The following is a 26,869-nucleotide window of genomic DNA, read 5'->3' on the forward strand; positions in this document are numbered from 1 at the left end:
GCGCCGCCCGCCTCGGTTGCGGCAGGCGGCGCGCCCTTGCCGGCGCCGTCAACACCGGTCGGGGCGTCCTTCAAGGCCGCATGGCGCGGCGCAGGTCGAGCGTGAACGGAAACTCGCGGCTGCCGGGCAATTCGATGGTGGCTGGCGGCACGGCCAGGCGGCCGGGCGTATGGCCCATGCGGAAGAAGCGCGACAGGCGGCGGCTCTCGGCCTCGTACGCGTTCACCGGGAAGGTGGCGTAGTTGCGGCCGCCCGGGTGCGCCACGTGGTACTGGCAGCCGCCCAGCGAGCGCTGCGACCAGGTATCGACAATGTCGAAGGTGAGCGGCGCATGCACGTCGATGGTGGGGTGCAGCGCGCTGGGTGGGTTCCAGGCCTTGTAGCGCACGCCGGCCACGAATTCGCCCGTGGTGCCGGTGGGCTGCAGCGGCAGCGGCTGGCCGTTGACGGTGATGACGTAGCGGCTTTCGTTGAAGCCGGTGACCGCTACTTCAATGCGCTCCAGCGACGAATCGACATAGCGCATCGTGCCGCCAATGACGCCCTCCTCGCCCATCACGTGCCACGGCTCCAGCGCGTTGCGCAGCGTGAGTTCCACGCCGCGCGACTGCACCTGCCCGACCAGTGGGAAGCGGAATTCGAAGTGCGGCGCGAACCAGGCATCGTCGAAGTCGTAGCCGGCCTGGCGCAGGTCGGCCAGCACGTCGTGCAGGTCTTGCTGCACGAAGGTGGGCAGCAGCCAGCGGTCATGCAGCTCGGTGCCCCAGCGCGCGGCGGGTGCCTTGTACGGCGTCTTCCAGAAGCGGGCGATCATGGCGCGAAGCAGCAGCTGCTGCACCACGCTCATGCGCGCATGCGGCGGCATCTCGAAGGCGCGCAGTTCCAGCAAGCCCAGGCGGCCGGTGCTGCTGTCGGGCGAATACATCTTGTCGATGCAGAACTCGCTGCGGTGGGTGTTGCCCGTCACGTCGATCAGGATGTTGCGCAGCGTGCGGTCCACCAGCCACGGCGGCATGTCCTGCCCGTGGATAGCGCGGTTGTTCTCGATCTCGCGCAGGGCGATCTCCAGCTCGTACAGCTGGTCGTTGCGCGCTTCGTCCACGCGCGGCGCCTGGCTGGTAGGGCCGATGAACATGCCGCTGAACAAGTAGCTCAAGCTGGGGTGGTTGTGCCAGTACAGGATCAGGCTGGCCAGCAGTTCGGGGCGGCGCAGGAAGGGCGAATCGGCCGGCGTGGCGCCGCCCATTACGAAGTGGTTGCCGCCGCCCGTGCCGGTGTGGCGGCCGTCGGTCATGAACTTCTCAGCCGACAGGCGCGTCTCGAATGCCGTCTGGTAGAGGAATTCGGTGTGCTGAACCAGTTCGCCCCAGTTGTGCGCGGGGTGGATGTTCACCTCGATCACGCCCGGGTCGGGTGTGACCTGCAGCAGCTGCAGGCGCACGTCGCGCGGCGGCGGGTAGCCTTCCAGCACGATCTGCACGCCCAGTTCCTCTGCCGTGGCTTCCACAGCCGTCAGCAGATCGAGGTAGTCGTCCAGGCGCGCCAGCGGCGGCATGAAGACGTACAGCGCGCTGAAGGCTTCGCCCACGAGCTCGGACTTTGGCCCGTTGGCGCGTCGCGGATCGCGCGCTTCCACGCACAGCGCAGTGCGGGTGTGGCCCTGGGCCGATTCGAACTTGCCTGGCACTTTCACGAAGTCGGCCGGTTCTTCCTGCCCGGTGCCGGGGACACCGGAGCGGCCGGTGCCATCGGTAGAGCCGGCATGGCCGCCGATGTGACCCACGCCGTCCGGCCGGACCTGCACCACGCGGCGTGCCTCGCCCGGCGCGCTGGCGCCCGCCAGATAAGGCAGATCACGCCCGCCGGCCAGCGGCGCGGCATAGCGCGCGCGCAGCACCGCGGAAGCCGGCAGACCCTGCGTGGTGAGCGACGGGTCTTGTTCGATGAGATACGGGTAGTCGGATTCGCTGACCCAGGGCAGCGAGTCCAGCGGCAGGCGGTAGCCCATCGGCGAATCGCCAGGAATGAGGTACATGCGCTCGTCGCGGAAGAACCAGGGCCCGGTCGTCCATGTGGTGCCGGACAGCGCTGCAGATGAACCCGCCTCGGCCGGCTCGATGGGCAGCATGTAGCCGACCACGCTGTCGAGTTTTTGCGCGAAGACGCGGCGCAGGCGGGCGCGTTCGAGCTCGTCGTCCAGCCGCGCGTCGAAAGGGTCCACATTGACCGGCAGGCGCCGCTCGCGCCACAGGTAGTACCAGGTGTCTTCATAGCCGGGCTGGATGAAGCTGCTTTCGAGGCCCAGCTTGCCCGTCAGGTGCTGGATGAAGCGGCGCGCATCTTCGCTGGTGTAGTGCTGCGGCTGGCGCTCGTCGGCAAAGAGCGCTGGGTTGTTCCAGGCCGGCTCGCCGTCGGCGCGCCAGCAGATCGACAGGGCCCAGCGCGGCAGTTGCTCGCCCGGGTACCACTTGCCCTGGCCGAAGTGCAGAAAGCCACCCGCGCCGTATTCGGCCTGCAGCTTGTGCACCAGCTCCGTCGCATAGCCGCGCTTGGTCGGCCCCAGCGCGTCGGTGTTCCATTCGGCGGCGTCGCGGTCTGCCACGGCGACGAAGGTGGGCTCGCCGCCCATGGTCAGGCGCACGTCGCCGGCCACCAGTTCGGCGTCCACCGCCTCGCCAAGGGCTAGCACGGCCTGCCACTGCTCTTCGCTGTAGGGCTTGGTGACGCGCGGCGATTCGTGGATGCGGGTCACGCGCATGTCGTGCCGGAACACGACCTCGGCCTCGTCCACCAGCCCTTCGATGGGCGCGGCGGTGGATGGCTGCGGCGTGCAGGCCAGCGGAATGTGGCCTTCACCGGCCATCAAGCCGCTGGTAGCGTCTAGCCCGACCCAGCCGGCGCCAGGCAGGTACACCTCGCACCAGGCATGCAGATCGGTGAAGTCGTGGTCGGTGCCGCTGGGGCCGTCCAGCGACTTGACGTCGGGCGTCAGCTGAATGAGGTAGCCCGACACGAAGCGCGCGGCCAGCCCCAGGTTGCGCAGCAGTTGCACCAGCAGCCAGCCGGAGTCGCGGCACGAGCCGCTGGCGCTGGCCAGCGTTTCCTCGGGTGTCTGCACGCCCGGCTCCATGCGGATCAGGTAGCGGATGTCTTGCGATACCTGCTGGTTGATGGCGACGAGGAAGTCCATGGTCGGCCGCTCGGTGACATCGACCTTGTCCAGATAACTCTGCAGCAACGGCGTGACTGGGTCGGTCGCCAGGTAGGGTGCCAGTTCCTGCGCCTGCTCTGCGCTGTAGCGGAAAGGGAAGGCCTCGGCGTGCGGCTCCAGGAAGAAGTCGAACGGGTTGTAGACCGACATTTCCACCACCAGGTCGACCGTGACCTTGAATTGCGTGGCTTTTTCAGGAAAGACCAGCCGCGCCTGGTAGTTGGCGAAAGGGTCCTGCTGCCAGTTGATGAAGTGGCTGGCTGGCTCGACGGTCAGCGAATACGAGACGACGTGGCTGCGGCAATGCGGCGCCGGCCGCAGGCGCACGATCTGCGGGCCCAATCCAATGGGCCGGTCGTACGTGTAGTGGGTGACGTGGTGGAGTGCGGCATGGATGGACATATGGCAGCCATCCTAGCAAGTCCCAAGCCCGTTGCGGCCTGTGCTGAAGCGCAAATGACGCCGAACGCACGCGCGCGGCGGGGTTCGGAGCGTGTTTAGCGCTCTTGAAGCCGGCCGACCTTGACCAGCAGGCGCTGCAGAACAGCCGGCGATACGAACTTGTCCACCTCTCCGCCGAGCGTGGCGATCTCGCGCACGAAGGTGCTGCTGATGAACTGAAAGCGGTCGCTGGGCGTGAGGAACACGGTCTCCACATCGGGCATCAGCGTGCGGTTCATGCCGGCGAGCTGGAATTCGTAGTCGAAGTCGGTCACGGCGCGCAGACCGCGCACCATGGCCTTGCCGCCGCGCTCCACGACGAAGTCGCGCAGCAGGCCCGAAAAGCTCTCGACCTGCACCTGCGGATACGGCGCTACAGCTTCACGCACCAAAGCGATGCGCTCGTCCAGGCTGAACATGGTCTTCTTGTGGTGCCCGGCCGCCACTGCCACGATCACCCGTCCGAAAAGCTGGGTCGCGCGGCGCACCACGTCTTCATGGCCCAAGGTGATGGGGTCGAAGGTTCCGGGATATACGGCGAGCACGTTCTGGGCCATGGCGGGTGCGGAGTGGGCGTGAAGGTGGGCGGATTATGCCGGGAGCTGCACTTTGCCGCGCCCTTTCCACAGTTTGAATAAAAACGTGCTGTAGCGCTTGATGGATAAGCGCAAGCAGCTATGTTTTTAATAGCAAATCATATGGCAGCCGGCGGCTCCACCGACTGCGCCGCCGCTGCCGGCCGCAGCAGGTGCGCATGCACTGCGCCAGCCTTCAGGTGGCGGTGCAGGGCCAGCCCCAGCGGCGCCAGCGCTTCATCCGTCCAGGCGACGGGTGCCTCCAGGTAGACGAAGCCTTCGGGCGCCAGCGCGCGGGCGGCGGCCTGCAGCGCGGCGTCGAACAGGTCGCCGGTGAAGGGCGGGTCGATCAGCACCAGGTGCTGGCTGGCCGGCGTGGCCGCGCGCAACACCGCCACGCCGTCGCCGCGCTGCACGCGCACGGCCTGGGCATCGAGCTTGTGGCGCACGGTCTCCAGCTGCGCGGCCAGGGCCGAATCGCTCTCCACCAGCAGCACCATGGCGGCGCCGCGCGACGCAGCTTCCAGACCCAGCGCGCCGGTGCCGGCGAAGGCATCGATGACGCGCCAGCCGGTCAGGTCTTGCCCTAGCCAGTTGAAAAGCGTCTCGCGCACGCGGTCGGGCGTGGGGCGCAGGCCGGGGCGGTCGGCCACGGACAGGCGAGTGCGCTTCCACAGGCCGCCGATGATGCGGATCTCGCCCGCGCCACCCGGCTTGGCGGGTTTGGCAGGCAGGCTGGACTTTGCCGGTCTGGCGAAAGCGCTTGGCCTTGACTTCGACTTTGGCTTTGCCTTGGGCTTTGACTTGGGCGCAGCGGCGCCGCGGCGCGGTGCGGTGGTACGGGCGTTCATGGCTTGGCTCCGGTCGCAGTGGCTGGGGTGGCTGGGGCAGCGGCGGCAGGCGCTACCGGCGCTGCCGAGGCCCCGCCCACCACCACCGTCACCATGCGGTCGGGCTGCAGCTTGCGCTGCATGGCGGCGCGAATGTCGGCCACGGTGAGCGCGGCCACGCGGTCGGTCCAGTGCTCCAGGTAGTCCAGCGGCAGGCCGTTGGTGGCGATGTTGACCACATTGCCCAGCAGCTTCTTGTTGCTGTCGATGCGCAGCGCGAAGCCGCCGATCAGGTTGTCCTTGGCGGCGCGCAGCTCGGCCTCGGTGGGGCCTTGTTCCACGAAGCGCTTGAGCACGTCGCGCGAAACCTGCACGGCTTGCTCTGCTTGGTCGGGCCGGGTCTGCAGGCCCACGGTGAACGAGCCGGCATTCAGCCCGGGCGAGAAGCCGCTGCCCACGCTGTAGCTGAGGCCGCGCTTCTCACGCACCTCGTTCATCAGCCGCGACGTGAAGCTGCCGCCGCCCAGGATGTGGTTGCCCACCAGTAGCGCGAGGAAGTCGGGGTCCTTGCGCACGAAGCCGGGCTGGCCGATGTAGACGTGCGCCTGGGCCGATGCGAACGGAATCTTCTCTTCCACGGCGCGCGTCAACGGCTGCACCTCGGGCACGGCCGGCAGCGGCGCGCAGGCTGCTGCTGCATCGCCTTGCGGCGCAGGCAGCTGAGCCAGCAGCGTCTGCACCAGCGTTTGCGCCTGCGCACGGCTCACAGCGCCCACGATGGCGACATTCGCGCGGCAGGCCAGCACGTAGCGCTGGTGAAAGGCCTGCAAATCGCCCACCTCGATGCGCGCGAGCGTGTCGGGCGTGGCGCGCTGACCATAGGGGTGGTTGCCGTACACCGCTGCCGAAAAGGCCTTCGCGGCGATGGTGCCGGGGCGGGTTTCGGCTTCTTTCAGCGCGGCGCTCCAGCGGGCGCGCTCACGCTGCCAGATGTCTGCCGGGTAGCTGGGCTGGCCTAGCTGGCGCGCGGCCAGGCGCGCAGCGCGGTCCAGCAGGTCGGGCTCGGTCAGCGAGCGCAGCGAAAAGCTCAGCGCGTCGCGCTCAGCGCCTGCGTCGAACGCCGCGCCCAGGTCGGCCCAGGCCTCGCCCAGCGCGTTTTCGTCCAGCGCGGGCGCATCGCCCGAGCCGGCCTTCACGCCCTTGGACACCATGGCCGCCGCCGCGCTGGCCAGGCCCGCCTGCGCGGCCGGGTCACGCCGCGCGCCGGCGTCGAAATCGACCTGCACGTCCACCATGGGAATGCCGGGGCTTTCGACCAGCCAGACGCGCGCGCCGCTGGGCTCCGTCCAGTGCTGGATAGGCAGCAGCGCCCAGGCGGAATTGGCATAAAAAACGGCTCCAGCGCTTATGAATAAAGCGCGAGCAGCTATCTTTTTAATAGTATTTTGAAACATGGGGGAGTATCGACTTTCTGGCTCAGTGCAGGCGGCCGGCCGCGTCGGCAGGCAGCGTGGGGGCGCGCTTGGCGTTGGGGTCGATGGGTTGGGGCAGCAGCGTGCCCACGGTGAGTTGGTCGTCGCCAAAGTAGCGCGCGGCCACCGCCTGCACTTCGGCGGGCGTCACCTGGCGCAGCAGCGCCAGCAGGCGCGCATCGGCGTCCAGCGGCAGGCCTTGCACCCAGTTGCTTCCGAGGTCGCTGGCCTGGCTTTGCAGCGAGTCGCGTTCGTAGATGGTGGACGCCGCCCACTGCGTCTTGACGCGGTTGAGTTCGGCCTCGCTCACGCCTTCCTTGGCGATGCGGGCGACCTCGGCGCGCAGGCCCTCTTCCACCTGCGCGGCGGTTTTACCTGCTGACGGCACGCCGGTCAGCAGGAAAAGGCCCGGCCCGCGCCCGAAGACCGACGCCCCGCTGTTGGCGCCGTCGGCCACGCGGCCTTCGCCCTGACGCAGCGCGCGGTCCAGGCGGGCGCCGTCGTAGCCGCTCAGCACGGCCGACAGCACCACCAGCCCGAGCGCGTCGCGGTCGGTAGCGGTCATCTGTTCGATGCGCTCCAGGCTGGGCGCACGAAAGGCGAGCGCCACGTAGGCCTGTTCGGCCGGCGCCTTGAAGGCGATGCGGCGAATGCCGCGCTGTTCGGGCTCGGGGCGCGGCTTGCGCGTGGGCACGGCGCGCACCGGAATGCGGCCGTAGGTCTGTTCAGCCAAGGCGCGCACGCGCTGCGGGTCCACGTCGCCGGCCACCACCACCACCGCGTTGGCGGGCACATACCACTGGCGATGGAAGGCGCGCACGTCGTTCGGCGTGAGCGAGTCCAGGTCGCCCATCCAGCCAATGATGGGCCGGTGATAGGGCGACGCAACGAAGGTGGCGGCGTAGAGCTGCTCCATCAGCGCAGCGCGCGGCTGGTCGTCGGTGCGCATGCGGCGCTCTTCCTTGATAACCTCGATCTCGCGCTTGAACTCGTCGTCAGGCCACTGGTTGTTGGCGAAGCGATCGGATTCGAGCTTCATCACGTCCGCCAGCCGGTTGGCCGGAATTTGCTGGTAGTAGCCGGTGTAGTCGTAGCTGGTGAACGCGTTCTCCTGCCCGCCTAAAGCGGCCACGCGGCGGGAGAATTCACCCGGCTTCACGGTCTTGGAGCCCTTGAACATCATGTGTTCCAGCGCGTGGGCCACGCCCGAGGTGCCGTCGACCTCGTCGATGGCACCCACCCGCACCCACACCATGTGCACCGCCGTCGGCGCGCGCCGGTCGGGCTGCACGATGAGCTGCATGCCGTTCTTCAGCGTGAACTGCTGCGGCGCGAACGCTGCCGCGCCGGGCGACGCAGGTTGTGCTGGCACCGTGGCGGCAGGGGCTGCACCGGCAGAGGAAAGGGCCGCGAGCGATGGCGCGGTGGATGCGTGAGATGCGGGGGATTGCGCCCCGGCATGCACACAGGCCAACAGGCCCAGGAGGGTGATAGCGCGTTTCATAGAATGGATGCGATTCTAAGAAGCCACCAATGTTCAGTTTTTTCAAGAAAAAGACCCCTTCCCCTACCGAGGCTTCATCCGCACCCGCGGCCGACCCGGCGCAAGCGCCTGAGAGCGAGTCCGCCGCGTCGGTGACTGCGAGCACCACCCCACCCGTGCCTGCCGCGCCGCCAGAGCAGGAATCATTGACGGCGAAGGGGCTCGGCTGGCTGCGCAATTCGTTCGGGGGCAAGGCCGCCGCGCCTGAGGCCCCGCAAGCGCAGGCGGCACCCGTGACACCCGTGTTGCCGGCTCCGGTTCCAGCGCAGGTACCGACAACGGTGCCCGTTCCTGCGGCTGTTCCCGCGCCCGCTGCGAACCCGGTCCCGAACCCGAACCCGAACCCGAACCCGAACCCGGCCACGGCCACGGTGATCGCACCGGCACCGGCACCGGCACCGGCACCTGCGCCAGCGCCCATCGCCCCACCGCCAGTGCAGCGGGTGCCCGCCGCGGCGGCTCCAGCCATTGCGCCGGCGCCGGTTCGGGAGCCAACGTCCGCGCCCGTACCCCCACCGGCGCCCGCTCTGGCGCCAGCGCAGGTATTCATGACCCCCGCTCCGCGGCCTGTGCCAGCCCCCATCGCCGTGCCCGCTCCCGCAGCGGTGGTGGCCCCTGCACCAGCGCGCGCGCCTGAGCCGCCCGCCGAGCGCAAGGGCTGGCTCGACCGCCTGAAAACCGGCCTGCGCAAGACCGGCACCAGCATCACCACCGTCTTCACCGGCACGCAGATCAACGACGCACTGTATGAAGAACTGGAAGAGGCCCTGCTGATGGCCGACACTGGTGTGAAGGCTACGCAGCATCTGCTGGACGACCTCAAGCGCCGCGTGAAGGACACCAAGACCACCGACCCGGCGGCAGTGAAGGGCCTGCTGGCCGATGCGCTGACCGATCTGCTGCGGCCGCTGGAGAAGGCGCTTGTCATCGGCCAGTACACCCCCACCGTCATCATGGTGGCGGGCGTGAACGGCGCGGGCAAGACGACTTCCATCGGCAAGCTGACCAAGCACCTGGCCAACGAAGGCGCTGCCGTGTTGCTGGCAGCAGCCGACACCTTCCGTGCCGCCGCACGCGAGCAGTTGGGCGTCTGGGCCGACCGCAACACCGTGGAGATCGTCAGCCAGGAAGGCGGCGACCCGGCAGCCGTCAGCTTCGACGCCGTCACCGCCGGCAAGGCGCGTGGCAAGGACGTCGTGCTGGTCGACACCGCCGGCCGCCTGCCCACGCAGTTGCACCTGATGCAGGAGCTGCAGAAGATTCGCCGCGTGGTCACCAAGGCCGACGCCACAGCGCCGCACGAGGTGCTGCTGGTGATCGACGGCAACACCGGCCAGAACGCCCTGGCCCAGGTGCGCTCTTTCGACGATGCGCTGCAGCTCACCGGCCTGATCGTGACCAAGCTGGACGGCACTGCCAAGGGCGGCGTGCTGGCCGCCATTGCGCAGGAGCGGCCGATTCCGGTGTACTTCATCGGTGTGGGCGAGAAGCTGGAAGACCTGGAAACCTTCAACGCCCGCGAATTCGCACAGGCGTTGCTGACCTGAGCGGACAGGCATCGACCCGGGCCCGCGTGCGGCCCGGGGCAACAGCCCGCCAATGGGCACGATTGCGGCAACACACTGTTCACGAATCGCCGACTTTGCATAAATTTACTATCAAATCGATAGCTTGAAGCGCCCTACTATCCAGCGCTTCTGGGGGTTTTGGTTCAAATCGCAAGCCCGACACGTCCTACGTCCTGAAGGGAACTCCACCCTTAGCACTCACTCAAACCGAGTGCTAACATGAATGCATGGAAGAAAGGACTTCTGGAATGACGATTCAGTCTGGAACCGCTGCAACGGCCCTGGCGCCGGCCAACCCGTGGGCTCTCATCCCCCCGCTGGGCAATTTGGACGCCTACATCTCTGCCGTGAACCGTCTGCCGATGCTGACGGCCGACGAAGAGCGTACGTATGCACGCCAACTCAAGGATGACGGCGATGTGGACGCCGCCGGACGCCTGGTGATGTCCCACCTGCGTCTGGTCGTGTCCATCGCCCGCCAATACCTGGGCTACGGCCTGCCGCACGGCGACCTGATCCAGGAAGGCAACGTGGGCTTGATGAAGGCCGTGAAACGTTTCGACCCTGATCAGAACGTGCGCCTGGTGAGCTACGCCATGCACTGGATCAAGGCCGAGATTCACGAATACGTGTTGAAGAACTGGCGCATGGTGAAGGTGGCCACCACCAAGAGCCAGCGCAAGCTGTTCTTCAACCTGCGCTCGATGAAGCAAGGCTTCAAGGCCGACGCTGCAGCGCAAGATGCATCGACGCACCGCGACACACTCTCCGACAAGGAGATCGATCTGGTCGCCGCGCAGTTGAACGTCAAGCGTGAAGAAGTGATCGAGATGGAAACCCGGCTGTCGGGCGGCGATGTGCTGCTGGACCCGGCCCCGTCCGACGACGGCGAGCAGGCCTTCGGCCCCATCGCTTACCTGGCGGACCGCGCCCATGAGCCGACCGCCATGCTGGAAACACGCCAGCGCGACGTGCTGGCCACCGACGGCATCGCCACCGCGCTGGCAGGCCTGGATGACCGCAGCCGCCGCATCGTGGAAGAGCGCTGGTTGAAGGTGAACGACGATGGCTCTGGCGGCATGACGCTGCATGAGCTGGCTGCCGTTTACGGCGTCAGCGCCGAACGCATTCGCCAGATCGAAGTGGCGGCCATGAAGAAGATGAAGAAGTCGCTGGCGGAATACGCCTGAGGCACCGCCCGCCACCCGCCAGCAGCGGGATCGGCAGGCCCATAATCGACGCGCGCAGCCTGCAAGGGCCGCGCGCTTTTTTTTATGGCCGGGCCAACGGCCGGGCCGTTTTTGCCCGCCATCGATTCCAGGAGACGCTTTCATGACCCGCCCCGACACCACCCGCAGAGCCTGGATCGCCGCCGGCCTGGCCGCAGCCGCACTGCCGCTGTGCCTTTCCGGCAATGCGCTGGCCCAGCCCTCCGCGCCAGCCACGCCGGGCTGGCCGGCCAAGCCACTGCGCATCATCGTGGGCTTTCCACCCGGCTCTTCACCCGACCTGACGGCACGCACCTTCTCCGAGCCGCTGTCGCTCGCGCTGGGGCGGCCGGTCATCGTCGAAAATAAGGTGGGCGCGGGCGGCAACATCGGTGCAGACGCAGTGGCCAAGGCGACCGACGGGCACACCATTGGCCTGTTCATCAACGGCAACATGACCATCGCGCGGCTGATCAACCCGCAACTGCCGTACGACCCGCACAAGGATCTGGCCCCGCTCAGCCTGATCGGCGTGTCGCCGCTGGTGCTGACCGCTCCCGCCAGCCAGCCCGACGTGCCGGCCGGCGCCGATGCACGTGCGTTTCTGGAGGCCGCGCGCCGCGCCGGCGACCGCTGGAGCTACGGCACCCCCGGCGTGGGCACGGTGGGCCACCTGGGCACCGAACTGCTCAAGGCACGCGCCGGCATCGCACCTGTGCATGTGCCCTACCCCGGCTATCCGCAGGTGGCCACCGCCATGCTGGGCGGCCAGTTGCAGATGGCGCTGCTGCCGCCCGCGCTGGCCCAGGCGCAGGAGCGCACGGGCAAGCTGCGGCTGATCGGCGTGACCTCGGCCGGCCGCAGCGCGTTGGCGCCCGGCGTGCCCAGCATGGCCGAAGTGGGCGTAAAGGATTTCAACCTGGAGATCTGGAACGCCTTCGCCGCGCCCGCCAGCCTGCCCGCGCCGGTGCGTGCGCGCCTGTCTGTGCTGCTGGCGGACATCGCTCGCTCGCCGGACGTGCGGGCCAAGCTGTTCCAGCAAGGTTGGCAAACGGTGGGCTCATCAGCCGAGGGGCTGGCCAACCGCATCGAAGCGGACACAGCCCAGCTCGGACGCGTGATCCGCGAACGGGGCATTCGCGCGGAGTAAATAGCGCGCCAGCGACGGCCCCATCGGCGGGGACCGGTCGCTTTGATGTAGGTCATGCCCCTGAAGCCCGGTCACCGGCAGACTGCGGGTTTCGACTCGAAGGGGTGTGATGCACCGTTGCGCATCGCTGTCATCGGCACCGGGCACATGGGTATGCGTTTGTGGCGCTGGCCGCCGTGACGAGCGTGGCCGACCTGGACTGCGTGCTCGGTAAGTAAGTCTTGGCACCCAGCCTTATTGCTCACTACTAAATTAATAGCTGCTAGCGCTTGATAGGCAAGCGCTAGGGGCCATTTTCATTCAAAAACCCCACGCACCATGACCCAGCCAGCCCCGGATCGCAAGGCCTGCCCCGACTGCGCCTGCCGGCAGCACTGCCTGCTGGGCCGCCAGGACGCAGCGGTGCGCGCAGCGTGGGAGCCGCACGTGCGCGAACGGCGCTTTCGCAAGGGCGAAGTGCTGCAGCGCCAAGGCGACGTGCTGGCTGCGGTACAGGTGGTGAAGGTCGGCACCGTGCTGCTGCAACGCAGTGCAGGCGACGGCGTAGATCGCCCTGTGGGCATGGCGGGCTGCGGCCAGGCGCTGGGCACCGCGGCGCTGCTGCAGCAGCCGGCGGAGCTGTCATGCGTCGCGGTCATGCCCGGCCGGGTGTGCGAGATCGAAGTCGCGCCGCTGTGGCCAGGCAAACCGCAGAGCAGTCTGCTCGATGCCGCTTTTCTGCGAGATCTGGCCGTCGACCAGTTGCACGCGCACGCACTGACGGCCGACTGGGCCCGCATTCTGCGGGTGCGCGGATCAGTGGGGCAGTTGGCGGGCGCCCTGCTGCTGCTGGCCACTCTGCAGCGCAGCACGCTGGTGCGGCTGCCGAGCCACGCTGTGCTGGCGGGCCTGCTGACCACCACGCGTGAAACGGTCGCGCGGGGCATGGCGCTGCTGATTCGTCAGGGAGCACTGCTGCGCCAGGACCGCTGGCACTGCGAACTTGTGCGTGACCGGCTGACCGAACTGGCGCGGGGCCAGCGACCGGTAGCGCAGACCGTGATGGCTGCGGCAGCAGCGGCCACGCCGGCCTGCCGCCCTCCGCCAGCTAGGGCGGAGCGGAGCGCCCGTCAGGCGGGCTTGGGCTCGCTCAGCAGCGCCTGTACGTCGGCGGCCAGCGCCTGAGCGCCGCTGCCGTAGCGGTTGTACACGCGCAGCCGGCCTTGCGGGTCGTACACGTAGCTGCCGGCCGAATGGTCCATCGTGTAACTGGTGGGGGTCTTGCCGTCCACCTTCTTGTAATAGACCTTGAAGTCTTTCGCCACGGCCGCGAGCTGCTCTGGCGATCCGCGCAGCGCCAGAAAGCCGGGGTCGAAATTGGCCATGTAGGCGCGCAGCACCTCGGGCGTGTCGCGCTCCGGATCGACGGTGATGAAGAGGCCCTGCAGCCGCTCGCTGTCCGCGCCCAGCGACCGCTTCACCTCGGCCAGTTCCACCATCGAGGTGGGGCACACGTCGGGGCACTGCGTGTAGCCGAAGAACACCACCACGACCTTGCCGGCGAAGTCCTTCAGGCTGCGGGTCTGGCCGTTCTGGTCAGGCAGCTGGAAGTCGCGCGCATATTTGGCACCGGTGATGTCCACGCCCTTGAACTCGGGCGCTTTCTCTTTCTTGGAACAAGCTGCCAAAAGGCCCGCAGCCCCCGTGTACAGGGCGCCAGCAGCTATCAAACGGAGAGTATTGCGTTTATTCATGGTTCACAGCACATAGTGATCCACCAGCAGCGCTGCGAAAAGCAGGCTCAGGTGGATCAAGGAAAAACGGAAGGTCTTGCGCGCAAGCGCGTCGGAGTAATTGCGCCACAGGGCGAAACCGTAGCCACAGAAGCCCAAGCTCAGCACCACGGCGGCAGCCAGGTAGATCCAGGAACTCATGCCGTACACGAACGGCATCAGGCAGCCGGCGAAAAGAATCAGCGTGTAGAGGAACACCTGCAGGCGCGTGAATTCATTGCCGTGCGTGACGGGTAGCATGGGCAGGCCGGACTTGCGGTAATCGTCGACGCGGTAGAGCGCCAAGGCCCAGAAGTGCGGCGGCGTCCACAGGAAGATGATCAGGAAAAGGATGAGTGCTTCCGGGCCCACCTCGCCCGTCATGGCCGCCCAGCCCAGCACGGGCGGCATGGCGCCCGAGGCGCCGCCGATCACAATGTTCTGCGGCGTGAGGGGCTTGAGGATCACGGTATAGATCACAGCGTAGCCCACGAAGGTGGCGAAGGTCAGCCACATCGTCAGCGGGTTCACGGTCAGGTACAGCAGCGCAGAGCCGGCCAGGCACAGCGTGGCGGAAAACAGCAGCGTCTGCGTATTGGACAGCTCGCCTTTGGCTGTCGGCCGCCAAGCGGTGCGCTTCATGCGCGCATCGATACCCTGTTCCACCACGCAGTTGAACGCGGCCGCAGCCCCGGCCACCAGCCAGACGCCGGCACTGGCCAACGCCATTTGCGCCCATTGGTGGCCACTCGGCATGCCGGGCACAGCCAGCACCATGCCGATGAAGGCGCAGAACACGATCAGCTGCACCACGCGCGGTTTGGTCAGGGCATAGAACTGCGACCAGCGCGAAGCGCGGCCAAGCGATGCCGTAGGAAGGGGCGCGGGGGCGGGGGCTGCACTCATGCGGAAATTCTCGTGGCGTCGGCTGACGCAGGTGTCGGTCGCGGCGCCGCATCGGTACCAGGCAAGGCGAGCGGGTCGGCCGCCGTGGCGGCGCGGCTGGCGCTGAGCGCCCAGGTCAGCACGACCACCAGCGCGGCGGCGCCGCCGGTGTGCAGCACGGCAGCCACCAGGGGCCAGTCGAGCACCACGTTGGATAGGCCGGTGGCAAACTGCAGCAGCGACAGGCCCGCCAGCCATCGGGCGGGCGACTGCAGGGCCTGGGCGCGACGCAGGCGCCACACCAGCAACGCCAGCGCAGCCAGCACCACATAGGCCGCCAGCCGGTGAATGTAGTGAATAGCGGTGAGCCCGGCAAAGCTGATGCTGGAGCCGTCCGGCAGCAGGCCCAGCGGACGCCAGACCTCAAAGGCGTGAGCGAAATCCATCTCAGGCCACCAACTGCCCTGGCATGTCGGGAATGTGGTGCAGGCCAGTACGGCGTAGTTGGTGCTGACCCAGCCGCCCAGCACGATCTGCACAGCGACCAGCGCGGTCGTCGCGATCAGCAGCCAACGCAGCGCGGCGCGCAAGGGAACGGGCGCCGTGCCCAGCGAGGCCTGCGTTTGCCGCACCGCCTGTACGCACAGCATGGCCAGCAGCACGATGCCGCCGATCAGGTGCAGCGTGACGATGGCCGGAAACAGCTTCATCGTCACAGTGAGCGCACCGAACGCGCCCTGCAGGCAGACCCATACCAGCGTGGCCGTGGGCCACCACGGGCTGAGCGCAGGCGCAGGCGGCCCGCCCGGGCGCCGCGAGGCACGCTGCTGGCGCCAGGCGCCGACGGTAATGGCGATGATGAGCACGCCCACCCCCGTGGCCAGATAGCGGTGGATCATCTCCACCCAGGCCTTGCCGTGGGTGACGGGGCCGGTCGGCATGGCCTCTTGAGCCGCCGAAATCTCAGCACGCGCACCCACGGGGCTGGCGTTGCCGTAGCAGCCGGGCCAGTCGGGGCAGCCCAGGCCGGAATCGGTCAGCCGCGTGAACGCGCCGAACAGCACCAAGTCGAACGTGAGAAACAGCGTGAGCACGGTGAGCGCCTGCAGGCGCCGCACGGGCGAGCTGCGGCGGTTGCGCAGCCACACCCAGGCCAGCGGCCCCAGGGCGATGACGATGCCCAGCAGCATCAGGCGCAGCAGCGGCGCCAGGTCGTAGAGGGGTTGGGCGTCGGTCATGGCTGCTGGGCCTCGGGGCGGCCAGGTTGGTCCCACGACGAGGAAGCGCGCAGAAGACGGTCCAGGTCGCGCTTGGCCTTGGCGGCGCCGGCGCGGTCCAGCCCTGCCGGAAAGCGCATCATCCAGTTGCCCATCGGGTCGACGACATAAAGGTGGTCAACCAGCGCATGGCCCGCAGCGGGCGCCAGCCATTGCGCCAGCGCGGCGAGGTCGGCGCGCAGCACGGTGGCCGATTGCAGGCCGGGGGCGATGTCGCCAGGCACCAGCGCCGCATCGGACACCAGCCAGACCCAGTCCATGCGGTCTTTTTCCTTGCCCAGGCTCTCGCGCAACTGGCGCTGCAGGTACAGGTGGTTGCGGCAGGCTTCGGCGCAGGCGCCCGGCGCCACGCTGACGATCAGCCACTGCCCTTTCAACTGGCTCAGCACGCCGCCTGGGCGGCCGTCGAGCATGGCGACCGGCAACTGCGCCGGCAACGGTTTTTGCGGGTTGATGAGCTCACCGAAATTGCGGCGGCCATCGGGGCGCAGCACGTAGTAGGTGAAGTACGAGGCGATGACCGGCGCGGCGCAGACCAGCATCACGCCGATCATCTTCCAGCGGCCCGTGCGGGAATGCGGCGCATCGCGCAATGCCTGGGAGGCTTCGGGAACGCTGTGCACGGTCAGTCCGAGCGGGTGCGCCTCACCCGCAGCATCAGGCGGCGGCGGAAGGCTTGCCGCGTGGGCGAAGGAAGCGTCGGACGATTTGGAACCAGACATAGAGGATCACCACCAGGCCACTGAGCCCGAACCATTGGAATGCGTAGCCGTAATGCTTGTCGACGCCGCTGTCGATGGCGGGCCAGTCGCGCCGCAGCCCTTGCGGGCCGGTGTCGTCGTTGCCGGTCTGCAGCAGCGACAGGGGCACGAGCACCAGACCATGTTCGGCGCCGTAGGCGGTCAGGTCGAGATTTTGCCGGATGCGGGAAGACCCCTCGCCCGCGCCGGTTCCACCGGGGTCGTAGAGGCGTGACGGGGGCGATGCGATACGGCCGGTGACTTCGACCTCGCCTGCGGGCGTGGGCACCTCGGGCAGCCGCGTGCGGTCCTGGAAATCTCGCGGTACCCAGCCGCGCTGCACGACCACGGTAGCCGCGGATTGCCCGGCCAGTTTGAACGGTGTCAGCACGAAGAAACCCGGGCGTCCGTGCATCTGCCGGTTGTCAAGAAATACGGTGGCACCTGCCACCCATTGCCCGCGCAGCACCGCCGTGCGATGGACCAGCGCGTCAATGCCCTGCCCATCCGAAGTCTGCTGCGGCACTGCAGCCGCCAGCGCAGCCCCTCCGACGGGCGGCTGCGCCGCACGCTCGTCCATGGCCGCCTGCAGTGCTTCTTTTTGTGCGGCGCGCGACAACTGCCACCGGCCCAGCGATGCGGTCAGCAGCACGGCGATCACTGCGGCCAAGGCAATGCACCAAAATCGCAGCCCCAGGGGAACGCCCTCTGTGCGGGTGGCGGTGTTCACTGGATAATGCCCTGCATGCGATATGTAGTGGTGCTGGCTTTTCTCTGCATTCTGGCGACCCTCGGTTCGGCCTTGTTTTTCATGATGCGCAACGGCCGCAACGACAAGGCGCGCAGCGGCCGCATGGCCGGCGCGTTGGCGCTGCGCGTGGCCCTGTCGATTGTGCTCTTCATCAGCCTGATCGCAGCATGGAAGCTGGGGTACATCCAGCCCACGGGCCTGCCGGCCTCGCCGCGCTGAACCCTAGGAGCCTGCGCGGCAGAAGAGTCGTCGGCTGCGAAGCGGCCGCAGCGGTTCATTTTTCACCGACTTCTTGACCCATAGCCGAGCTATGGGCCTGCGAATCAGGCGAAAACTGCTCTCGCTGGGGCCGCTTCTCGCTATCGACGCCTTATACCGCGCAGACTCCTGGCCTTCCACAACCAGACGGGCGGGCGGGCGTGCTCGCAACGCAAAAAAGCGCCCGATGGCGCTTTTTTTGGTGGCGCGCTGCAGCGCTCAGAACCAGTACACCAGCACGTACAGGCCCAGCCAGACCACGTCCACGAAGTGCCAGTACCAGGCAGCGCCCTCGAAGCCGAAATGGCGCTCGGCAGTGAAGTGGCCTTTTTGCAGGCGCAGCGTGATGAACAGCAGCATCAACATGCCGATGAACACATGGAAGCCGTGAAAGCCGGTCAGCATAAAGAAGGTGGAGCCGAAAACCCCTGAGTTGAGCTTCAGGTTCAGATCGGTGTAGAGGTGGTAGTACTCGTAGCCCTGCACGCACAGAAACACGAAGCCGAGGACCACGGTCGCCCACATGAAGGCGATGGCGCGCGCGCGGTGCCCGTCGCGCAGCGCGTGGTGGGCGATGGTCAAGGTAACGCCGGACGTCAGGAGCAGCGCGGTGTTGATGGTGGGCAGCCAGAACGGACCCACGGTCTGGAACGGCTCGACAATGCCAGCCGGGGACGCCGTGGCGCCCGCCATCATGCTGGGCCAGACAGCCTTGAAGTCGGGCCAGAGCAAGGCGTTGTCCAGGCTGCCCAGCGCGGGTATCGAATGCGCGCGCGCCCACCACAGTGCTGTGAAGAAGGCGCCGAAAAACATTACTTCGGAGAAGATGAACCAGCTCATGCTCCAGCGATACGACAGGTCGATCTTGTGGCCGTAGAGCCCCGCCTCGCTCTCGCGCACCGAATCGCGGAACCACTGGTAAAGCACGAACAGCCACCACACCATGCCGATGGCGAGCGAGTACTTGCCCCATTCGTGGCCATTGATCCATTGGGCCGCGCCCAAAATAACAAAGAACAGGCCGGCCGCCGCCATCACGGGGTGACGCGACTCGGCGGGCACGTAGTAATACGGCGTGGTGCCGTGGGTGGGTGCGCTCATGTCAGCTCCTCAGTCTCGAATCTCTGTTGTAGGTGTGTCTCAACCCGGCTGCAGGCGAGCCAGCAAACGTTGGGGTAATTCAAAACGATCATGTCCGTACGACCCAATTGACCAGCACGATCAGCAGCGCCACCAAGACGAACACCGCCAGCAGGCCGACGATGACAAGGTGCAGCGGGTTGATCTTCTCCAGGTCTTTCTCGTATTCAGACCCCTTGCGCAACCCGATGAGCGACCACGCCACGGCACGGATGGTGCGCGGCAACGATCCCCTGCGCGGTGCGGTGTCGGTTGGCCGTGGCTTGCGCTCATCGGTCATGTGCCTGCCGGTGGGGCGACAGCAGGCAAGGCTGCTGTCGATTCAGGGGCTGCCGGCGTTCTGCCGCCCACTTCGAAGAAGGTGTAGGACAGCGTGATCGTGGTCACGTCTTTGGACAGTCTGGGGTCGATGATGAAGGCGACCGGCCATTCCTTTTTCTCGCCCGGTTCCAGCGTGTATTGGTTGAAGCAGAAACATTCCAGCTTGTTGAAATGCGCGGCGGCTTGGCGTGGTGCATAGCTGGGAATGGCCTGCGCGGCCATGCGGCGGTTCTGGATGTTCTGGAACTCGTACATCACCGTAGTCAGCTCGCCCGGGTGCACCTTGACCGAGCGCTGCGCGGGCTTGAAGTCCCACGGGCCACGCGCGTTAGCATCGAATTCCACCGTGATGGTGCGGCTGGTGTCCACCTGGCTGTTGGTGGGTACTTTCACGTCACGCCCCGCCACGCCGTTGCCGGGCACCTGGCGCTCCGAAAGCGACAAGATGTTGATGCCGGTCATCTCGCAGATGTGCTTGTAGATGGGAATCAGCACATAGCCGAAGGCGAACATGCCGACCGAAATCACGGCCAGCTTGCCCACCATCTTGAAGTTTTCGCGGCGCAGGTTCATGGTCTGGCCCTTATACGCTGCACGAGCTCTGCAACGCCTGGCATTGGCGTCGCCACCCTGGAGGGGGAAAGTGCGGAGCGACTCAAGGAGTGCTTCATGTCGTTACCAGGTCATCTTGACCATGAAGCCGATGAAGAACGCGAAGGCAATGGAAGCCAAGATGAGCCCCATGCGCAGGTTGGCCTTCTTCTGTTCAGGTGTCGCCATATCGTCCCTTGCAGATCAGCCGACGACGCGCGTTGCGGACGAGTCGAGCTTCGGCGGAGTCTCGTACGTGTGGAATGGCGCGGGCGAAGGCACTTCCCACTCCAGCCCTTCAGCGGCTTCCCATGGGCGCTGTGGCGCAGGCTCGCCCTTGCCGCGCATAGCGGGCAACACCACGGCCAGGAAGAAATACACCTGCATGAAGCCGAAACCGAACGCGCCGATGGACGCAACCATGTTGAAGTCGGCAAATTGCATGGGGTAGTCGGCATAGCGGCGTGGCATGCCGGCCAGGCCCAGGAAGTGCATCGGGAAGAAGGTGATGTTGAACGTGATGAGCGAGCCCCAGAAGTGGATCTGCCCGCGCCGCTCGGAATACATGACGCCCGTCCACTTGGGCGCCCAGTAGTAGTAGGCCGCGAACATCGAGAACAGCGAGCCGGCCACCAGCACGTAGTGGAAGTGGGCCACCACGTAGTAGGTGTCCTGCAGCTGGATGTCGATGGGCGCCATCGACAGGATCAGGCCCGTGAAGCCGCCCATCGTGAACACGAAGATGAAGCCCACGGCGAACAGCATGGGCGTCTCGAAGGTCATGGAGCCGCGCCACATCGTGGCGATCCAGTTGAAGATCTTCACAGCCGTGGGCACCGAGATCAGCATGGTGGCGTACATGAAGAACAGCTGGCCCGTCACCGGCATGCCCGTGGTGAACATGTGGTGCGCCCACACGATGAACGACAGGATGGCGATGGACGAAGTGGCATACACCATCGAGGCGTAACCGAAGAGCCGCTTGCGGCTGAAAGCCGGCACGATCTGGCTGATGATGCCGAAGGCCGGCAAGATCATGATGTAGACCTCGGGGTGGCCAAAGAACCAGAAGATGTGCTGGTACATCACCGGGTCGCCGCCGCCGGCGGGATTGAAGAAGCTGGTGCCGAAATGGCGGTCGGTCAGCGTCATGGTGATGGCGCCGGCCAGCACGGGCATCACGGCGATCAGCAGGTAGGCAGTGATGAGCCAGGTCCAGACGAACATGGGCATCTTCATCAGCGTCATGCCCGGGGCGCGCATGTTCAAGATGGTGACGATGATGTTGATCGACCCCATGATCGACGAGGCGCCCAGGATGTGCATCGCGAAGATGCCGGCATCCATCGACGGGCCCATTTGCAGCGTGAGCGGGGCATAGAGCGTCCAGCCAGCCGCAGGAGCGCCGCCCGGCATGAAAAACGAGGACACCAGCGTGATGGCCGCCGGAATCATCAGCCAGAAGCTGAAGTTGTTCATGCGCGCGAAGGCCATGTCGGATGCGCCGATCTGCAGCGGAATCATCCAGTTCGCAAAGCCCACGAAGGCCGGCATGATCGCGCCGAACACCATGATGAGGCCGTGCATGGTGGTCAGCTGGTTGAACAGCTCGGGGTTCACCAGCTGCAGGCCGGGCTGGAACAGCTCGGCGCGAATCAGCAATGCCAGCACGCCGCCCACCATCAGCATGGTGAACGAGAACAGCAAGTACAGCGTGCCGATGTCCTTGTGGTTGGTGGCGAACACCCAGCGGCGCCAGCCGGTCGGCGCTCCGTGGTGGTGGTCGTCATGGCCGCCGTCGTGGGCGCCATGAAGCCCGTGAATGCTGCCGTCCACCGGTGCGTGGTTGTCGATAACTGCGCTCATCTTGTTTTCCTCAATGCATTGGGCGTTGCGGCTCGGCTCACTTGCCGCGCTGGGCCAAGACTTCTGCCGGCTGCACCAGCTGGCCGGTCTTGTTGGACCACGCATTCTTCGTATAGCTGGCGACGGCCGCGAGATCGGTGTCGCTCAGCTGCGCCCAGGACGGCATGGCACCGCCCGCCGCGCCCTTGAGCAATATCTGGATCTGCTTGGCATGATCTTCATCCTTGACGACGGCGGAGCCATCGAGCGGCTTGATTGGGCCGGCGCCCTTGCCATTGGCTTGGTGGCAGGCTGCACAGTTGGCCGCATAGACCTTCTCGCCACGCGGCAGGATCTGCTCCAGCGTCCAGACGCGGGATGGATCGTCCAGTTTGGCTGCTGCCCTCTTCTTTGCTTCGGCCACCCACTGCGTGTAGTCCGCGGCGGACACCACCTTCACATGGATGGGCATGTACGCATGCTCCTTGCCGCACAGCTCGGCGCACTGGCCGTAGTAATCGCCCACTTGATCAGCGCGAAACCAGGTGTCGCGCACAAAGCCAGGGATCGCATCCTGCTTGATGCCGAAGGCCGGCACCATGAACGAGTGAATGACGTCGTTGGCGGTGGTGATCACGCGCACCTTCTTGCCCACCGGCACGACCATCGGGTTGTCGACCTTCAGCAGGTAGTCGGTGGGCGCGTTGGTCACATTGCCGCTGTCGGACATCTGGCGGTGGCTGCTGTCCAGCGTGGAGATAAAGGCCAGGCCTTCGCCCTCGCCCGTGATGTAGTCGTAACCCCACTTCCACTGATAGCCGGTGGCCTTGATGGTGAGGTCGGCATTGGTGGTGTCTTTTTGCGCCACCAGCACCTTGGTAGCGGGCAACGCCATCAGGATCACGATGATGAACGGAACAATCGTCCATGCCACTTCGACCGTCACCGATTCGTGGAAGTTGGCAGGGCGCGCGCCGCGCGATTTGCGGTGTTTCCAGATGGAATAGAACATGACCGCGAACACGGCCACGAAGATCACCGTGCAGATGATCAGCATCATCCAGTGCAGGTAATGCTGCTCCTGGGCGATGCGCGTGACGGGCGGCGCCATGTTGAGCTGGCGCACCGCCGGTCCACCGGGAAGGTCCTGCACTGCATGGGCCAAGGTGCCCAAGCCTGCCGTAGATACCAGCAGCAAAGAAGCCAGCGTGTTGGAAATGCTCTTCATAGTTCTCACTTAACTTCCCTGCCTCAATTTGGACCCATCCTTGCCGCGCCTGCGTGGGGTCAGGCTGCGCACAAGGCCATGCGAACGTCTCGTGCCTGGCACCTGGTGCGCTGCCGCTGGCTGCGCCCACCAAGGTGACCTGGCTCACATGAACCCGGCTTGTCTCCATCCGAGGGCAAGCATGCCCACCCGCGCGCACTAATGCAATACGCAATAGCCCGGGGACAGTGGCATGGCGACGACGCAAGAGAAAGCCCGGGGACGCAACGCCACCGGGCTGAAAGAAAATTCGGCAGCGTGCTGGCCGCAAGCGGGGCAGCTTTCATCGATACGCCACCCCGCTGGTTCACCAGTCCGCGCGCGCGGAAAGCGAAAATTGTAGCCCGCCTTGATGTGGCGCATGGACCGCATCGCCCGGGCCATGCACCAGCGGGTTGCCACCAGGCAAAGATTCAGCCGCCCATCCCCGGGCCGCGCCCGCCATGCAACATGGCCCGCATGTCCTCCAGCGACACGGCGCTGTTCGGGCTCACCCGCACGCGGGGCGCGGGCTTGAAGGCATGGCCGTAGACGATCTCGAAGGTCAGGGCCAACTGGCAACCCTGGTTCGGATCGGCCAGTTGGTCGGCCAGGGCCTGCTCCAGCCGCTGGCGCCAGGCACGCCCTCGCAATGCCGGAAAGCGCTGTGGGTGCAGGTTGCAACCCAGCCCGCGCAACTCCTCCAGCAGCCGTCGCGGCGTGGCGAAGGTGAGCGTGACGCGTTCCATGTCCATCACCGGCTCGGCAAAGCCTGCCTGCACCAGCATGTCGCCCCAGTCGTGCATGTCGGTCATGGCATGCCCGGCGGGCGGCCAGCCCAGCGCGGCATACACGCGGTGCAGTTCCTGGGCCGTATCGGGCCCCAGGCAGGAAAACATCAGGTAGCCGTCGACCGCCAGTGCGCGGTGCCAGCGCGCGATCAATGCCTGCGGGTTGGCGGCCATGTGCAGCGCCATGTTGGCCCACAGCATCTGCACGCTGCCATCGGCCGGCACGCCCAGGCGCGGTGCGTGGCCCGTCCAGCGCGAAGGTTTCCACCACGGGGTAGCGAAATGCGCCTCGGCCAGCGCCTGGCCGTGGGGCGATGATGTTTCGGCGACATGGCACTGCGCCTGGGGGTAGCGCTGGCGCACCAGGGCATGGCCCTGCAGGCCGCCACGCAGCGGATCCCAGTCGCACCAGGTTGCGGGTGGCTTGGTGATCCATTGCAGTCGGTCGTCCATGCGGCGGGCGATCTCCTCGTGCAGCCAGGGGGACTGAGGCGGCGCGGCCGCGTGCCAGCGGGCCGCGGCGACCGGATCGATGGTGGGGGGCAAGGAGTCAGGCATGGGAGCGGGTGCGCGAAAGACGGTGCGTGAAGACGCGGGGTACGGTGAGCCGTTGCGGCCAGTGCGCGCGAGTATATTGAGCCGATGCCCGCTACGCAGACCCAAGGGATATCGCCCGCTAGGCCCGCCTGGCGCCAGGTGCTGTCTGGACTGACCCGACTCGCCCTGCGCGTGCCCAGCCAGTGCGCCGTCTGCCATGCCTGGCCGGCTGACCGCCTTTGCGCGGACTGCGTGGCACGGTTCGCCACCCACCGCAGCCGTTGCCGCACCTGCGCCCTGCCCGTGCCGGCTGGCGTCGATCAATGTGGCCGCTGCGTGCGGCAAACGCCGCCGCTGGACGCATGCCTGGCCGCTATGGACTACGGCTATCCCTGGGCCGGTCTGCTGGCCGAGTTCAAATTCAAGAACGACCCGGGCTGGGCCGCCACACTGGGCGCACACCTGATGGCCGCGCCCGGCGTAATGGCCGCCGTGGCGCAGGCAGACTGGCTGCTGCCCATCCCCCTGTCGAACGAGCGGCTGCGCGAGCGCGGCTTCAACCAATCACTGCTGCTGGCCCGGCAACTGGACCGCCAGCGCACCCGCGCCGACTGGCTGCTGCGCCTGCGCGCGACCGAGGCGCAAAGCAGCCTGACGCGCGCCCAGCGCCTGCGCAACCTGCGCGGCGCCTTCGCGCTGGAGCCGCTGGCCGCAGCGCAGGTCGCAGGCCAGCGCGTGGTGCTGTTGGACGACGTGATGACCACCGGCGCCACGCTGCAGATGGCCGCCACCGTGCTGCGCCAGGCGGGTGTGGCGCACATCACCGGGCTGGTGCTGGCGCGCACGGCCTGAAAAACCGCGCTGGGGCGAGATACCTTTTGTTGCGTTCGCAGTGGCTGCCTGGTGTTACAGACCCCGTGCCCGCCTCAGAATGGCGGCATGTTTCACATTGTTCTCGTCGAACCTGAAATTCCGCCCAACACCGGCAACGTGATCCGGCTGGCGGCGAACACGGGCTGCACGCTGCACTTGGTGGAGCCCTTGGGATTCTCGATGGAAGACCGGCTGATGCGGCGCGCCGGGCTCGACTATCACGAGTACGCACAGGTGCGTCGCCACGCCGGCTGGACAGCCCTGCTGCGCGACGAGCAACCCGATGCCGCGCGCATGTTCGCCATGACAACGCATGGCACGCAGACGGTGTACGACACGGGTTTTCGACCTGGTGACTGGCTGGTGTTCGGCGCCGAAACGCGCGGCCTGCCGCCTGAGTTGCGCGAGACCTTCCCACCCGCGCAGCGCCTCAAGCTGCCCATGGTGCCGGGGCAGCGCAGCCTGAACCTGTCGAACGCCGTGGCGGTGACGGTGTTCGAGGCCTGGCGACAGAACAGCTTCATGCAAGGCCCGGCCGAGCCAGCCAGTGGCGAGTAAGAAAGCGGCGAAGGAATCTACGGCGCAGCGCCGTAATTGCGGGCGAGCGATTCAGCCACGCACACGGGCTTGTCGCCGCCCTCGCGTTCCATGGTGACCTGCCAAGTCATCTGCATACCATCCGGCTCGGCCTTCTCCAGCGCCAGCAAGGTCAGCCGGGCCCGCACCCGGCTGCCGGCCGGCACGGGCGCGGTGAAGCGCACGCGGTTCAGGCCGTAGTTCACGCCCATGCGGGCGCCGGCGATGGTGAAGGCCGCTTCGAAAAATCGGGGGATCAGCGACAGCGTGAGAAACCCGTGCGCGATGGTGGTGCCGAACGGGCCCTGCGCGGCGCGCTCCGGGTCCACGTGGATCCACTGGTGATCGCCGGTCGCCTCGGCGAACAGGTCGATCTGTTTTTGCGTGACCGTGATCCAGTCGGTCACGGCCACTTCCTGGCCCACGCAGGCGGCCAGCTCGGTATAGCTCTGGAAGGTTTTCATGCGGCCACTCTAGCGCCGCAGGCGCGCGCGGGCGTGTCCAGCCGGCGACAAGGAATCAGCCGGCGTCCAGCCAGTCGCAGATGGGCCGCCACTGCTCCAGGTCGCGCACCACGCGGCCGCGGGCGACGTCGAACAGCGTGAGCCCGTGCGCGGCCAGGTGCACGTAGTTCTGCGTGTCGCGCAAGTAACCCAGCACCGGCAGGCCCAGGCCGTCCACGAATTCGTGCAGCCGCTCGGCCGCCAGCGTGCGTGCGTCGACCCGCATGCCGACGATGCCGACCTGCGCCTGCCCGCCGTGGCGGTGGCTGGCCAGCTCGTCCAGAAAGTCACGCGTGGCGAAGATGTCGAACACACTGGGCTGCAGTGGCACGATGATCTTGTCGGCCAGCTTGAGCACGTCTTTGAGCCGCCAGCCGTGCAGGCCGGCCGGCGTGTCCAGCACGGCGTGGGTGGTGCCGTGGGGCGGGCGGGTGATCAGGTCGTGCGCCACGTCCCACAGGCCGATGGGACGGGCCTGCGCGGGCCGCTGGCCCAGCCATAGATGGGACGAGCGCTGCCGGTCGGCATCGCCCAGGATCACGGCGTGGCCCTGGCTGGCGTAATACCCTGCGATCTGGGTCGACAGCGTGGACTTGCCCACGCCGCCCTTGGGATTGGCGACTACGACCACCGGCATGCGGGCCTCCTTGGCGCGTGACTGACTGGGTTGCACAAAGCGGGGACAACGGTTGCAGCGCACATCGTAGCGCCGGCAGGCATGCCTGCAGATGCGACAGCTGAAATCTGCATAGAAACAGCCTCAAGCGCTTATTCATCAAGCGCAAG

General features: G+C 66.8%; 26 protein-coding genes. 7 read left to right on the forward strand and 19 right to left on the reverse strand.

Annotated features, from left to right (window positions below; all coding sequences use genetic code 11):
* Nucleotides 1–70 precede the first annotated feature (70 nt).
* From RQI28_RS16810 to RQI28_RS16830, 5 genes are all read right to left on the reverse strand, one after another.
* Nucleotides 71–3,613 carry a transglutaminase family protein gene (locus RQI28_RS16810; RefSeq protein ID WP_311222446.1) on the reverse strand — a complete coding sequence of 1,181 codons (3,543 nt, stop codon included), beginning with the start codon at nucleotides 3,611–3,613 and terminating at the stop codon, nucleotides 71–73.
* A gap of 95 nt (nucleotides 3,614–3,708) precedes the next feature.
* A complete protein-coding gene (coaD, locus tag RQI28_RS16815; RefSeq protein ID WP_311222447.1) occupies nucleotides 3,709–4,209 on the reverse strand; it encodes a pantetheine-phosphate adenylyltransferase in 501 nt (166 codons plus the stop codon).
* Between the two features lie 137 nt (nucleotides 4,210–4,346).
* Nucleotides 4,347–5,078 carry a 16S rRNA (guanine(966)-N(2))-methyltransferase RsmD gene (gene rsmD / locus RQI28_RS16820; RefSeq protein ID WP_311222448.1) on the reverse strand — a complete coding sequence of 244 codons (732 nt, stop codon included), beginning with the start codon at nucleotides 5,076–5,078 and terminating at the stop codon, nucleotides 4,347–4,349.
* Nucleotides 5,075–6,511, reverse strand: a complete 1,437-nt coding sequence (locus RQI28_RS16825) for a pitrilysin family protein (protein ID WP_311222449.1) — start codon at nucleotides 6,509–6,511, stop codon at nucleotides 5,075–5,077. The genes rsmD and RQI28_RS16825 overlap by 4 nt, the downstream gene beginning before the upstream one ends.
* A gap of 22 nt (nucleotides 6,512–6,533) precedes the next feature.
* A complete protein-coding gene (locus RQI28_RS16830; protein ID WP_311222450.1) occupies nucleotides 6,534–8,033 on the reverse strand; it encodes a pitrilysin family protein in 1,500 nt (499 codons plus the stop codon).
* Nucleotides 8,034–8,446: 413 nt separating this feature from the next.
* On the opposite strand from RQI28_RS16830, the gene ftsY reads away from it, so the two are divergent.
* From ftsY to RQI28_RS16850, 4 genes are all read left to right on the forward strand, one after another.
* A complete protein-coding gene (ftsY, locus tag RQI28_RS16835) occupies nucleotides 8,447–9,619 on the forward strand; it encodes a signal recognition particle-docking protein FtsY (protein WP_404976923.1) in 1,173 nt (390 codons plus the stop codon).
* A 269-nt stretch (nucleotides 9,620–9,888) separates the two neighbouring features.
* Nucleotides 9,889–10,830 (forward strand): RNA polymerase sigma factor RpoH, encoded by a 942-nt coding sequence (gene rpoH / locus RQI28_RS16840; protein WP_311222451.1) that lies wholly within the window; start codon nucleotides 9,889–9,891, stop codon nucleotides 10,828–10,830.
* Between the two features lie 142 nt (nucleotides 10,831–10,972).
* A complete protein-coding gene (locus RQI28_RS16845; RefSeq protein ID WP_311222452.1) occupies nucleotides 10,973–11,998 on the forward strand; it encodes a tripartite tricarboxylate transporter substrate binding protein in 1,026 nt (341 codons plus the stop codon).
* A 318-nt stretch (nucleotides 11,999–12,316) separates the two neighbouring features.
* Nucleotides 12,317–13,162, forward strand: coding sequence for a Crp/Fnr family transcriptional regulator (locus tag RQI28_RS16850; RefSeq protein ID WP_311222453.1), 846 nt, complete (start codon nucleotides 12,317–12,319; stop codon nucleotides 13,160–13,162).
* Here RQI28_RS16850 and RQI28_RS16855 read toward each other — a convergent pair.
* Genes RQI28_RS16855 through RQI28_RS16875 form a run of 5 tightly spaced genes read right to left on the reverse strand, consistent with a single transcriptional unit; the run spans nucleotide 13,108 to nucleotide 17,381 of the window.
* Nucleotides 13,108–13,731, reverse strand: coding sequence for an SCO family protein (locus tag RQI28_RS16855; protein ID WP_311222454.1), 624 nt, complete (start codon nucleotides 13,729–13,731; stop codon nucleotides 13,108–13,110). The two genes, RQI28_RS16850 and RQI28_RS16855, sit on opposite strands and share 55 nt — an antisense overlap.
* Nucleotides 13,732–13,734: 3 nt before the next feature.
* Nucleotides 13,735–14,655 carry a heme o synthase gene (gene cyoE / locus RQI28_RS16860; protein WP_311222455.1) on the reverse strand — a complete coding sequence of 307 codons (921 nt, stop codon included), beginning with the start codon at nucleotides 14,653–14,655 and terminating at the stop codon, nucleotides 13,735–13,737.
* Nucleotides 14,652–15,872: a COX15/CtaA family protein gene (locus RQI28_RS16865; protein ID WP_311222456.1), complete on the reverse strand. Its 1,221-nt coding sequence runs from the start codon at nucleotides 15,870–15,872 to the stop codon at nucleotides 14,652–14,654. Before RQI28_RS16865 ends, cyoE begins: the two co-directional genes overlap by 4 nt.
* A complete protein-coding gene (locus RQI28_RS16870; RefSeq protein WP_311222457.1) occupies nucleotides 15,869–16,633 on the reverse strand; it encodes a hypothetical protein in 765 nt (254 codons plus the stop codon). The genes RQI28_RS16865 and RQI28_RS16870 overlap by 4 nt, the downstream gene beginning before the upstream one ends.
* Nucleotides 16,569–17,381: an SURF1 family protein gene (locus RQI28_RS16875; RefSeq protein WP_311222458.1), complete on the reverse strand. Its 813-nt coding sequence runs from the start codon at nucleotides 17,379–17,381 to the stop codon at nucleotides 16,569–16,571. Before RQI28_RS16875 ends, RQI28_RS16870 begins: the two co-directional genes overlap by 65 nt.
* Nucleotides 17,382–17,396: 15 nt before the next feature.
* Here RQI28_RS16875 and RQI28_RS16880 point away from each other — a divergent pair, with 15 nt between their 5' ends.
* A complete protein-coding gene (locus RQI28_RS16880; protein WP_311222459.1) occupies nucleotides 17,397–17,621 on the forward strand; it encodes a twin transmembrane helix small protein in 225 nt (74 codons plus the stop codon).
* 258 nt (nucleotides 17,622–17,879) lie between these two features.
* Here RQI28_RS16880 and RQI28_RS16885 read toward each other — a convergent pair whose 3' ends face one another.
* The 7 genes from RQI28_RS16885 to RQI28_RS16915 all read right to left on the reverse strand — a co-directional run bounded on the left by RQI28_RS16885 (nucleotide 17,880) and on the right by RQI28_RS16915 (nucleotide 24,152).
* Nucleotides 17,880–18,761 carry a cytochrome c oxidase subunit 3 gene (locus RQI28_RS16885; protein WP_311222460.1) on the reverse strand — a complete coding sequence of 294 codons (882 nt, stop codon included), beginning with the start codon at nucleotides 18,759–18,761 and terminating at the stop codon, nucleotides 17,880–17,882.
* An 88-nt stretch (nucleotides 18,762–18,849) separates the two neighbouring features.
* Nucleotides 18,850–19,080, reverse strand: a complete 231-nt coding sequence (locus tag RQI28_RS16890; protein ID WP_311222461.1) for a DUF2970 domain-containing protein — start codon at nucleotides 19,078–19,080, stop codon at nucleotides 18,850–18,852.
* On the reverse strand, nucleotides 19,077–19,694 hold the full coding sequence (locus RQI28_RS16895) for a cytochrome c oxidase assembly protein (protein WP_311222462.1): 618 nt from the start codon (nucleotides 19,692–19,694) through the stop codon (nucleotides 19,077–19,079). Before RQI28_RS16895 ends, RQI28_RS16890 begins: the two co-directional genes overlap by 4 nt.
* 102 nt (nucleotides 19,695–19,796) lie before the next feature.
* Entirely contained in the window at nucleotides 19,797–19,901 is a 105-nt protein-coding gene (locus RQI28_RS16900; protein WP_311222463.1) for a cytochrome oxidase small assembly protein, read from the reverse strand.
* 15 nt (nucleotides 19,902–19,916) lie between these two features.
* Nucleotides 19,917–21,578: a cytochrome c oxidase subunit I gene (gene ctaD, locus RQI28_RS16905; RefSeq protein ID WP_311222464.1), complete on the reverse strand. Its 1,662-nt coding sequence runs from the start codon at nucleotides 21,576–21,578 to the stop codon at nucleotides 19,917–19,919.
* Nucleotides 21,579–21,615: 37 nt separating this feature from the next.
* A complete protein-coding gene (gene coxB / locus RQI28_RS16910) occupies nucleotides 21,616–22,785 on the reverse strand; it encodes a cytochrome c oxidase subunit II (RefSeq protein ID WP_311222465.1) in 1,170 nt (389 codons plus the stop codon).
* Nucleotides 22,786–23,237: 452 nt separating this feature from the next.
* On the reverse strand, nucleotides 23,238–24,152 hold the full coding sequence (locus RQI28_RS16915; RefSeq protein ID WP_311222466.1) for a biotin synthase: 915 nt from the start codon (nucleotides 24,150–24,152) through the stop codon (nucleotides 23,238–23,240).
* A gap of 84 nt (nucleotides 24,153–24,236) precedes the next feature.
* On the opposite strand from RQI28_RS16915, the gene RQI28_RS16920 reads away from it, so the two are divergent.
* Together RQI28_RS16920 and RQI28_RS16925 are read left to right on the forward strand one after the other, a co-directional pair.
* Nucleotides 24,237–24,983, forward strand: coding sequence for a ComF family protein (locus tag RQI28_RS16920; RefSeq protein ID WP_311222467.1), 747 nt, complete (start codon nucleotides 24,237–24,239; stop codon nucleotides 24,981–24,983).
* An 87-nt stretch (nucleotides 24,984–25,070) separates the two neighbouring features.
* Nucleotides 25,071–25,562, forward strand: coding sequence for a tRNA (cytidine(34)-2'-O)-methyltransferase (locus tag RQI28_RS16925; protein WP_311222468.1), 492 nt, complete (start codon nucleotides 25,071–25,073; stop codon nucleotides 25,560–25,562).
* Between the two features lie 17 nt (nucleotides 25,563–25,579).
* Here RQI28_RS16925 and RQI28_RS16930 read toward each other — a convergent pair whose 3' ends face one another.
* Nucleotides 25,580–26,044: a MaoC family dehydratase gene (locus RQI28_RS16930; protein ID WP_311222469.1), complete on the reverse strand. Its 465-nt coding sequence runs from the start codon at nucleotides 26,042–26,044 to the stop codon at nucleotides 25,580–25,582.
* 55 nt (nucleotides 26,045–26,099) lie between these two features.
* Nucleotides 26,100–26,720 (reverse strand): ParA family protein, encoded by a 621-nt coding sequence (locus RQI28_RS16935; protein ID WP_311222470.1) that lies wholly within the window; start codon nucleotides 26,718–26,720, stop codon nucleotides 26,100–26,102.
* Nucleotides 26,721–26,869 lie beyond the last annotated feature (149 nt).

Source organism: Acidovorax sp. WCS2018Noco2-16, assembly GCF_031843945.1.
Lineage (GTDB): Bacteria > Pseudomonadota > Gammaproteobacteria > Burkholderiales > Burkholderiaceae_C > Paracidovorax.

Coding starts and splice junctions, on each gene's coding strand:
- RQI28_RS16810 (WP_311222446.1), bottom strand. CDS start 3,613: ATGTCCATCCATGCCGCACTCCACCACGTCACCCACTACACGTACGAC.
- coaD (WP_311222447.1), bottom strand. CDS start 4,209: ATGGCCCAGAACGTGCTCGCCGTATATCCCGGAACCTTCGACCCCATC.
- rsmD (WP_311222448.1), bottom strand. CDS start 5,078: ATGAACGCCCGTACCACCGCACCGCGCCGCGGCGCCGCTGCGCCCAAG.
- RQI28_RS16825 (WP_311222449.1), bottom strand. CDS start 6,511: ATGTTTCAAAATACTATTAAAAAGATAGCTGCTCGCGCTTTATTCATA.
- RQI28_RS16830 (WP_311222450.1), bottom strand. CDS start 8,033: ATGAAACGCGCTATCACCCTCCTGGGCCTGTTGGCCTGTGTGCATGCC.
- rpoH (WP_311222451.1), top strand. CDS start 9,889: ATGACGATTCAGTCTGGAACCGCTGCAACGGCCCTGGCGCCGGCCAAC.
- RQI28_RS16845 (WP_311222452.1), top strand. CDS start 10,973: ATGACCCGCCCCGACACCACCCGCAGAGCCTGGATCGCCGCCGGCCTG.
- RQI28_RS16850 (WP_311222453.1), top strand. CDS start 12,317: ATGACCCAGCCAGCCCCGGATCGCAAGGCCTGCCCCGACTGCGCCTGC.
- RQI28_RS16855 (WP_311222454.1), bottom strand. CDS start 13,731: ATGAATAAACGCAATACTCTCCGTTTGATAGCTGCTGGCGCCCTGTAC.
- cyoE (WP_311222455.1), bottom strand. CDS start 14,655: ATGAGTGCAGCCCCCGCCCCCGCGCCCCTTCCTACGGCATCGCTTGGC.
- RQI28_RS16865 (WP_311222456.1), bottom strand. CDS start 15,872: ATGACCGACGCCCAACCCCTCTACGACCTGGCGCCGCTGCTGCGCCTG.
- RQI28_RS16870 (WP_311222457.1), bottom strand. CDS start 16,633: ATGTCTGGTTCCAAATCGTCCGACGCTTCCTTCGCCCACGCGGCAAGC.
- RQI28_RS16880 (WP_311222459.1), top strand. CDS start 17,397: ATGCGATATGTAGTGGTGCTGGCTTTTCTCTGCATTCTGGCGACCCTC.
- RQI28_RS16885 (WP_311222460.1), bottom strand. CDS start 18,761: ATGAGCGCACCCACCCACGGCACCACGCCGTATTACTACGTGCCCGCC.
- RQI28_RS16890 (WP_311222461.1), bottom strand. CDS start 19,080: ATGACCGATGAGCGCAAGCCACGGCCAACCGACACCGCACCGCGCAGG.
- RQI28_RS16895 (WP_311222462.1), bottom strand. CDS start 19,694: ATGAACCTGCGCCGCGAAAACTTCAAGATGGTGGGCAAGCTGGCCGTG.
- RQI28_RS16900 (WP_311222463.1), bottom strand. CDS start 19,901: ATGGCGACACCTGAACAGAAGAAGGCCAACCTGCGCATGGGGCTCATC.
- ctaD (WP_311222464.1), bottom strand. CDS start 21,578: ATGAGCGCAGTTATCGACAACCACGCACCGGTGGACGGCAGCATTCAC.
- coxB (WP_311222465.1), bottom strand. CDS start 22,785: ATGAAGAGCATTTCCAACACGCTGGCTTCTTTGCTGCTGGTATCTACG.
- RQI28_RS16915 (WP_311222466.1), bottom strand. CDS start 24,152: ATGCCTGACTCCTTGCCCCCCACCATCGATCCGGTCGCCGCGGCCCGC.
- RQI28_RS16920 (WP_311222467.1), top strand. CDS start 24,237: ATGCCCGCTACGCAGACCCAAGGGATATCGCCCGCTAGGCCCGCCTGG.
- RQI28_RS16925 (WP_311222468.1), top strand. CDS start 25,071: ATGTTTCACATTGTTCTCGTCGAACCTGAAATTCCGCCCAACACCGGC.
- RQI28_RS16930 (WP_311222469.1), bottom strand. CDS start 26,044: ATGAAAACCTTCCAGAGCTATACCGAGCTGGCCGCCTGCGTGGGCCAG.
- RQI28_RS16935 (WP_311222470.1), bottom strand. CDS start 26,720: ATGCCGGTGGTCGTAGTCGCCAATCCCAAGGGCGGCGTGGGCAAGTCC.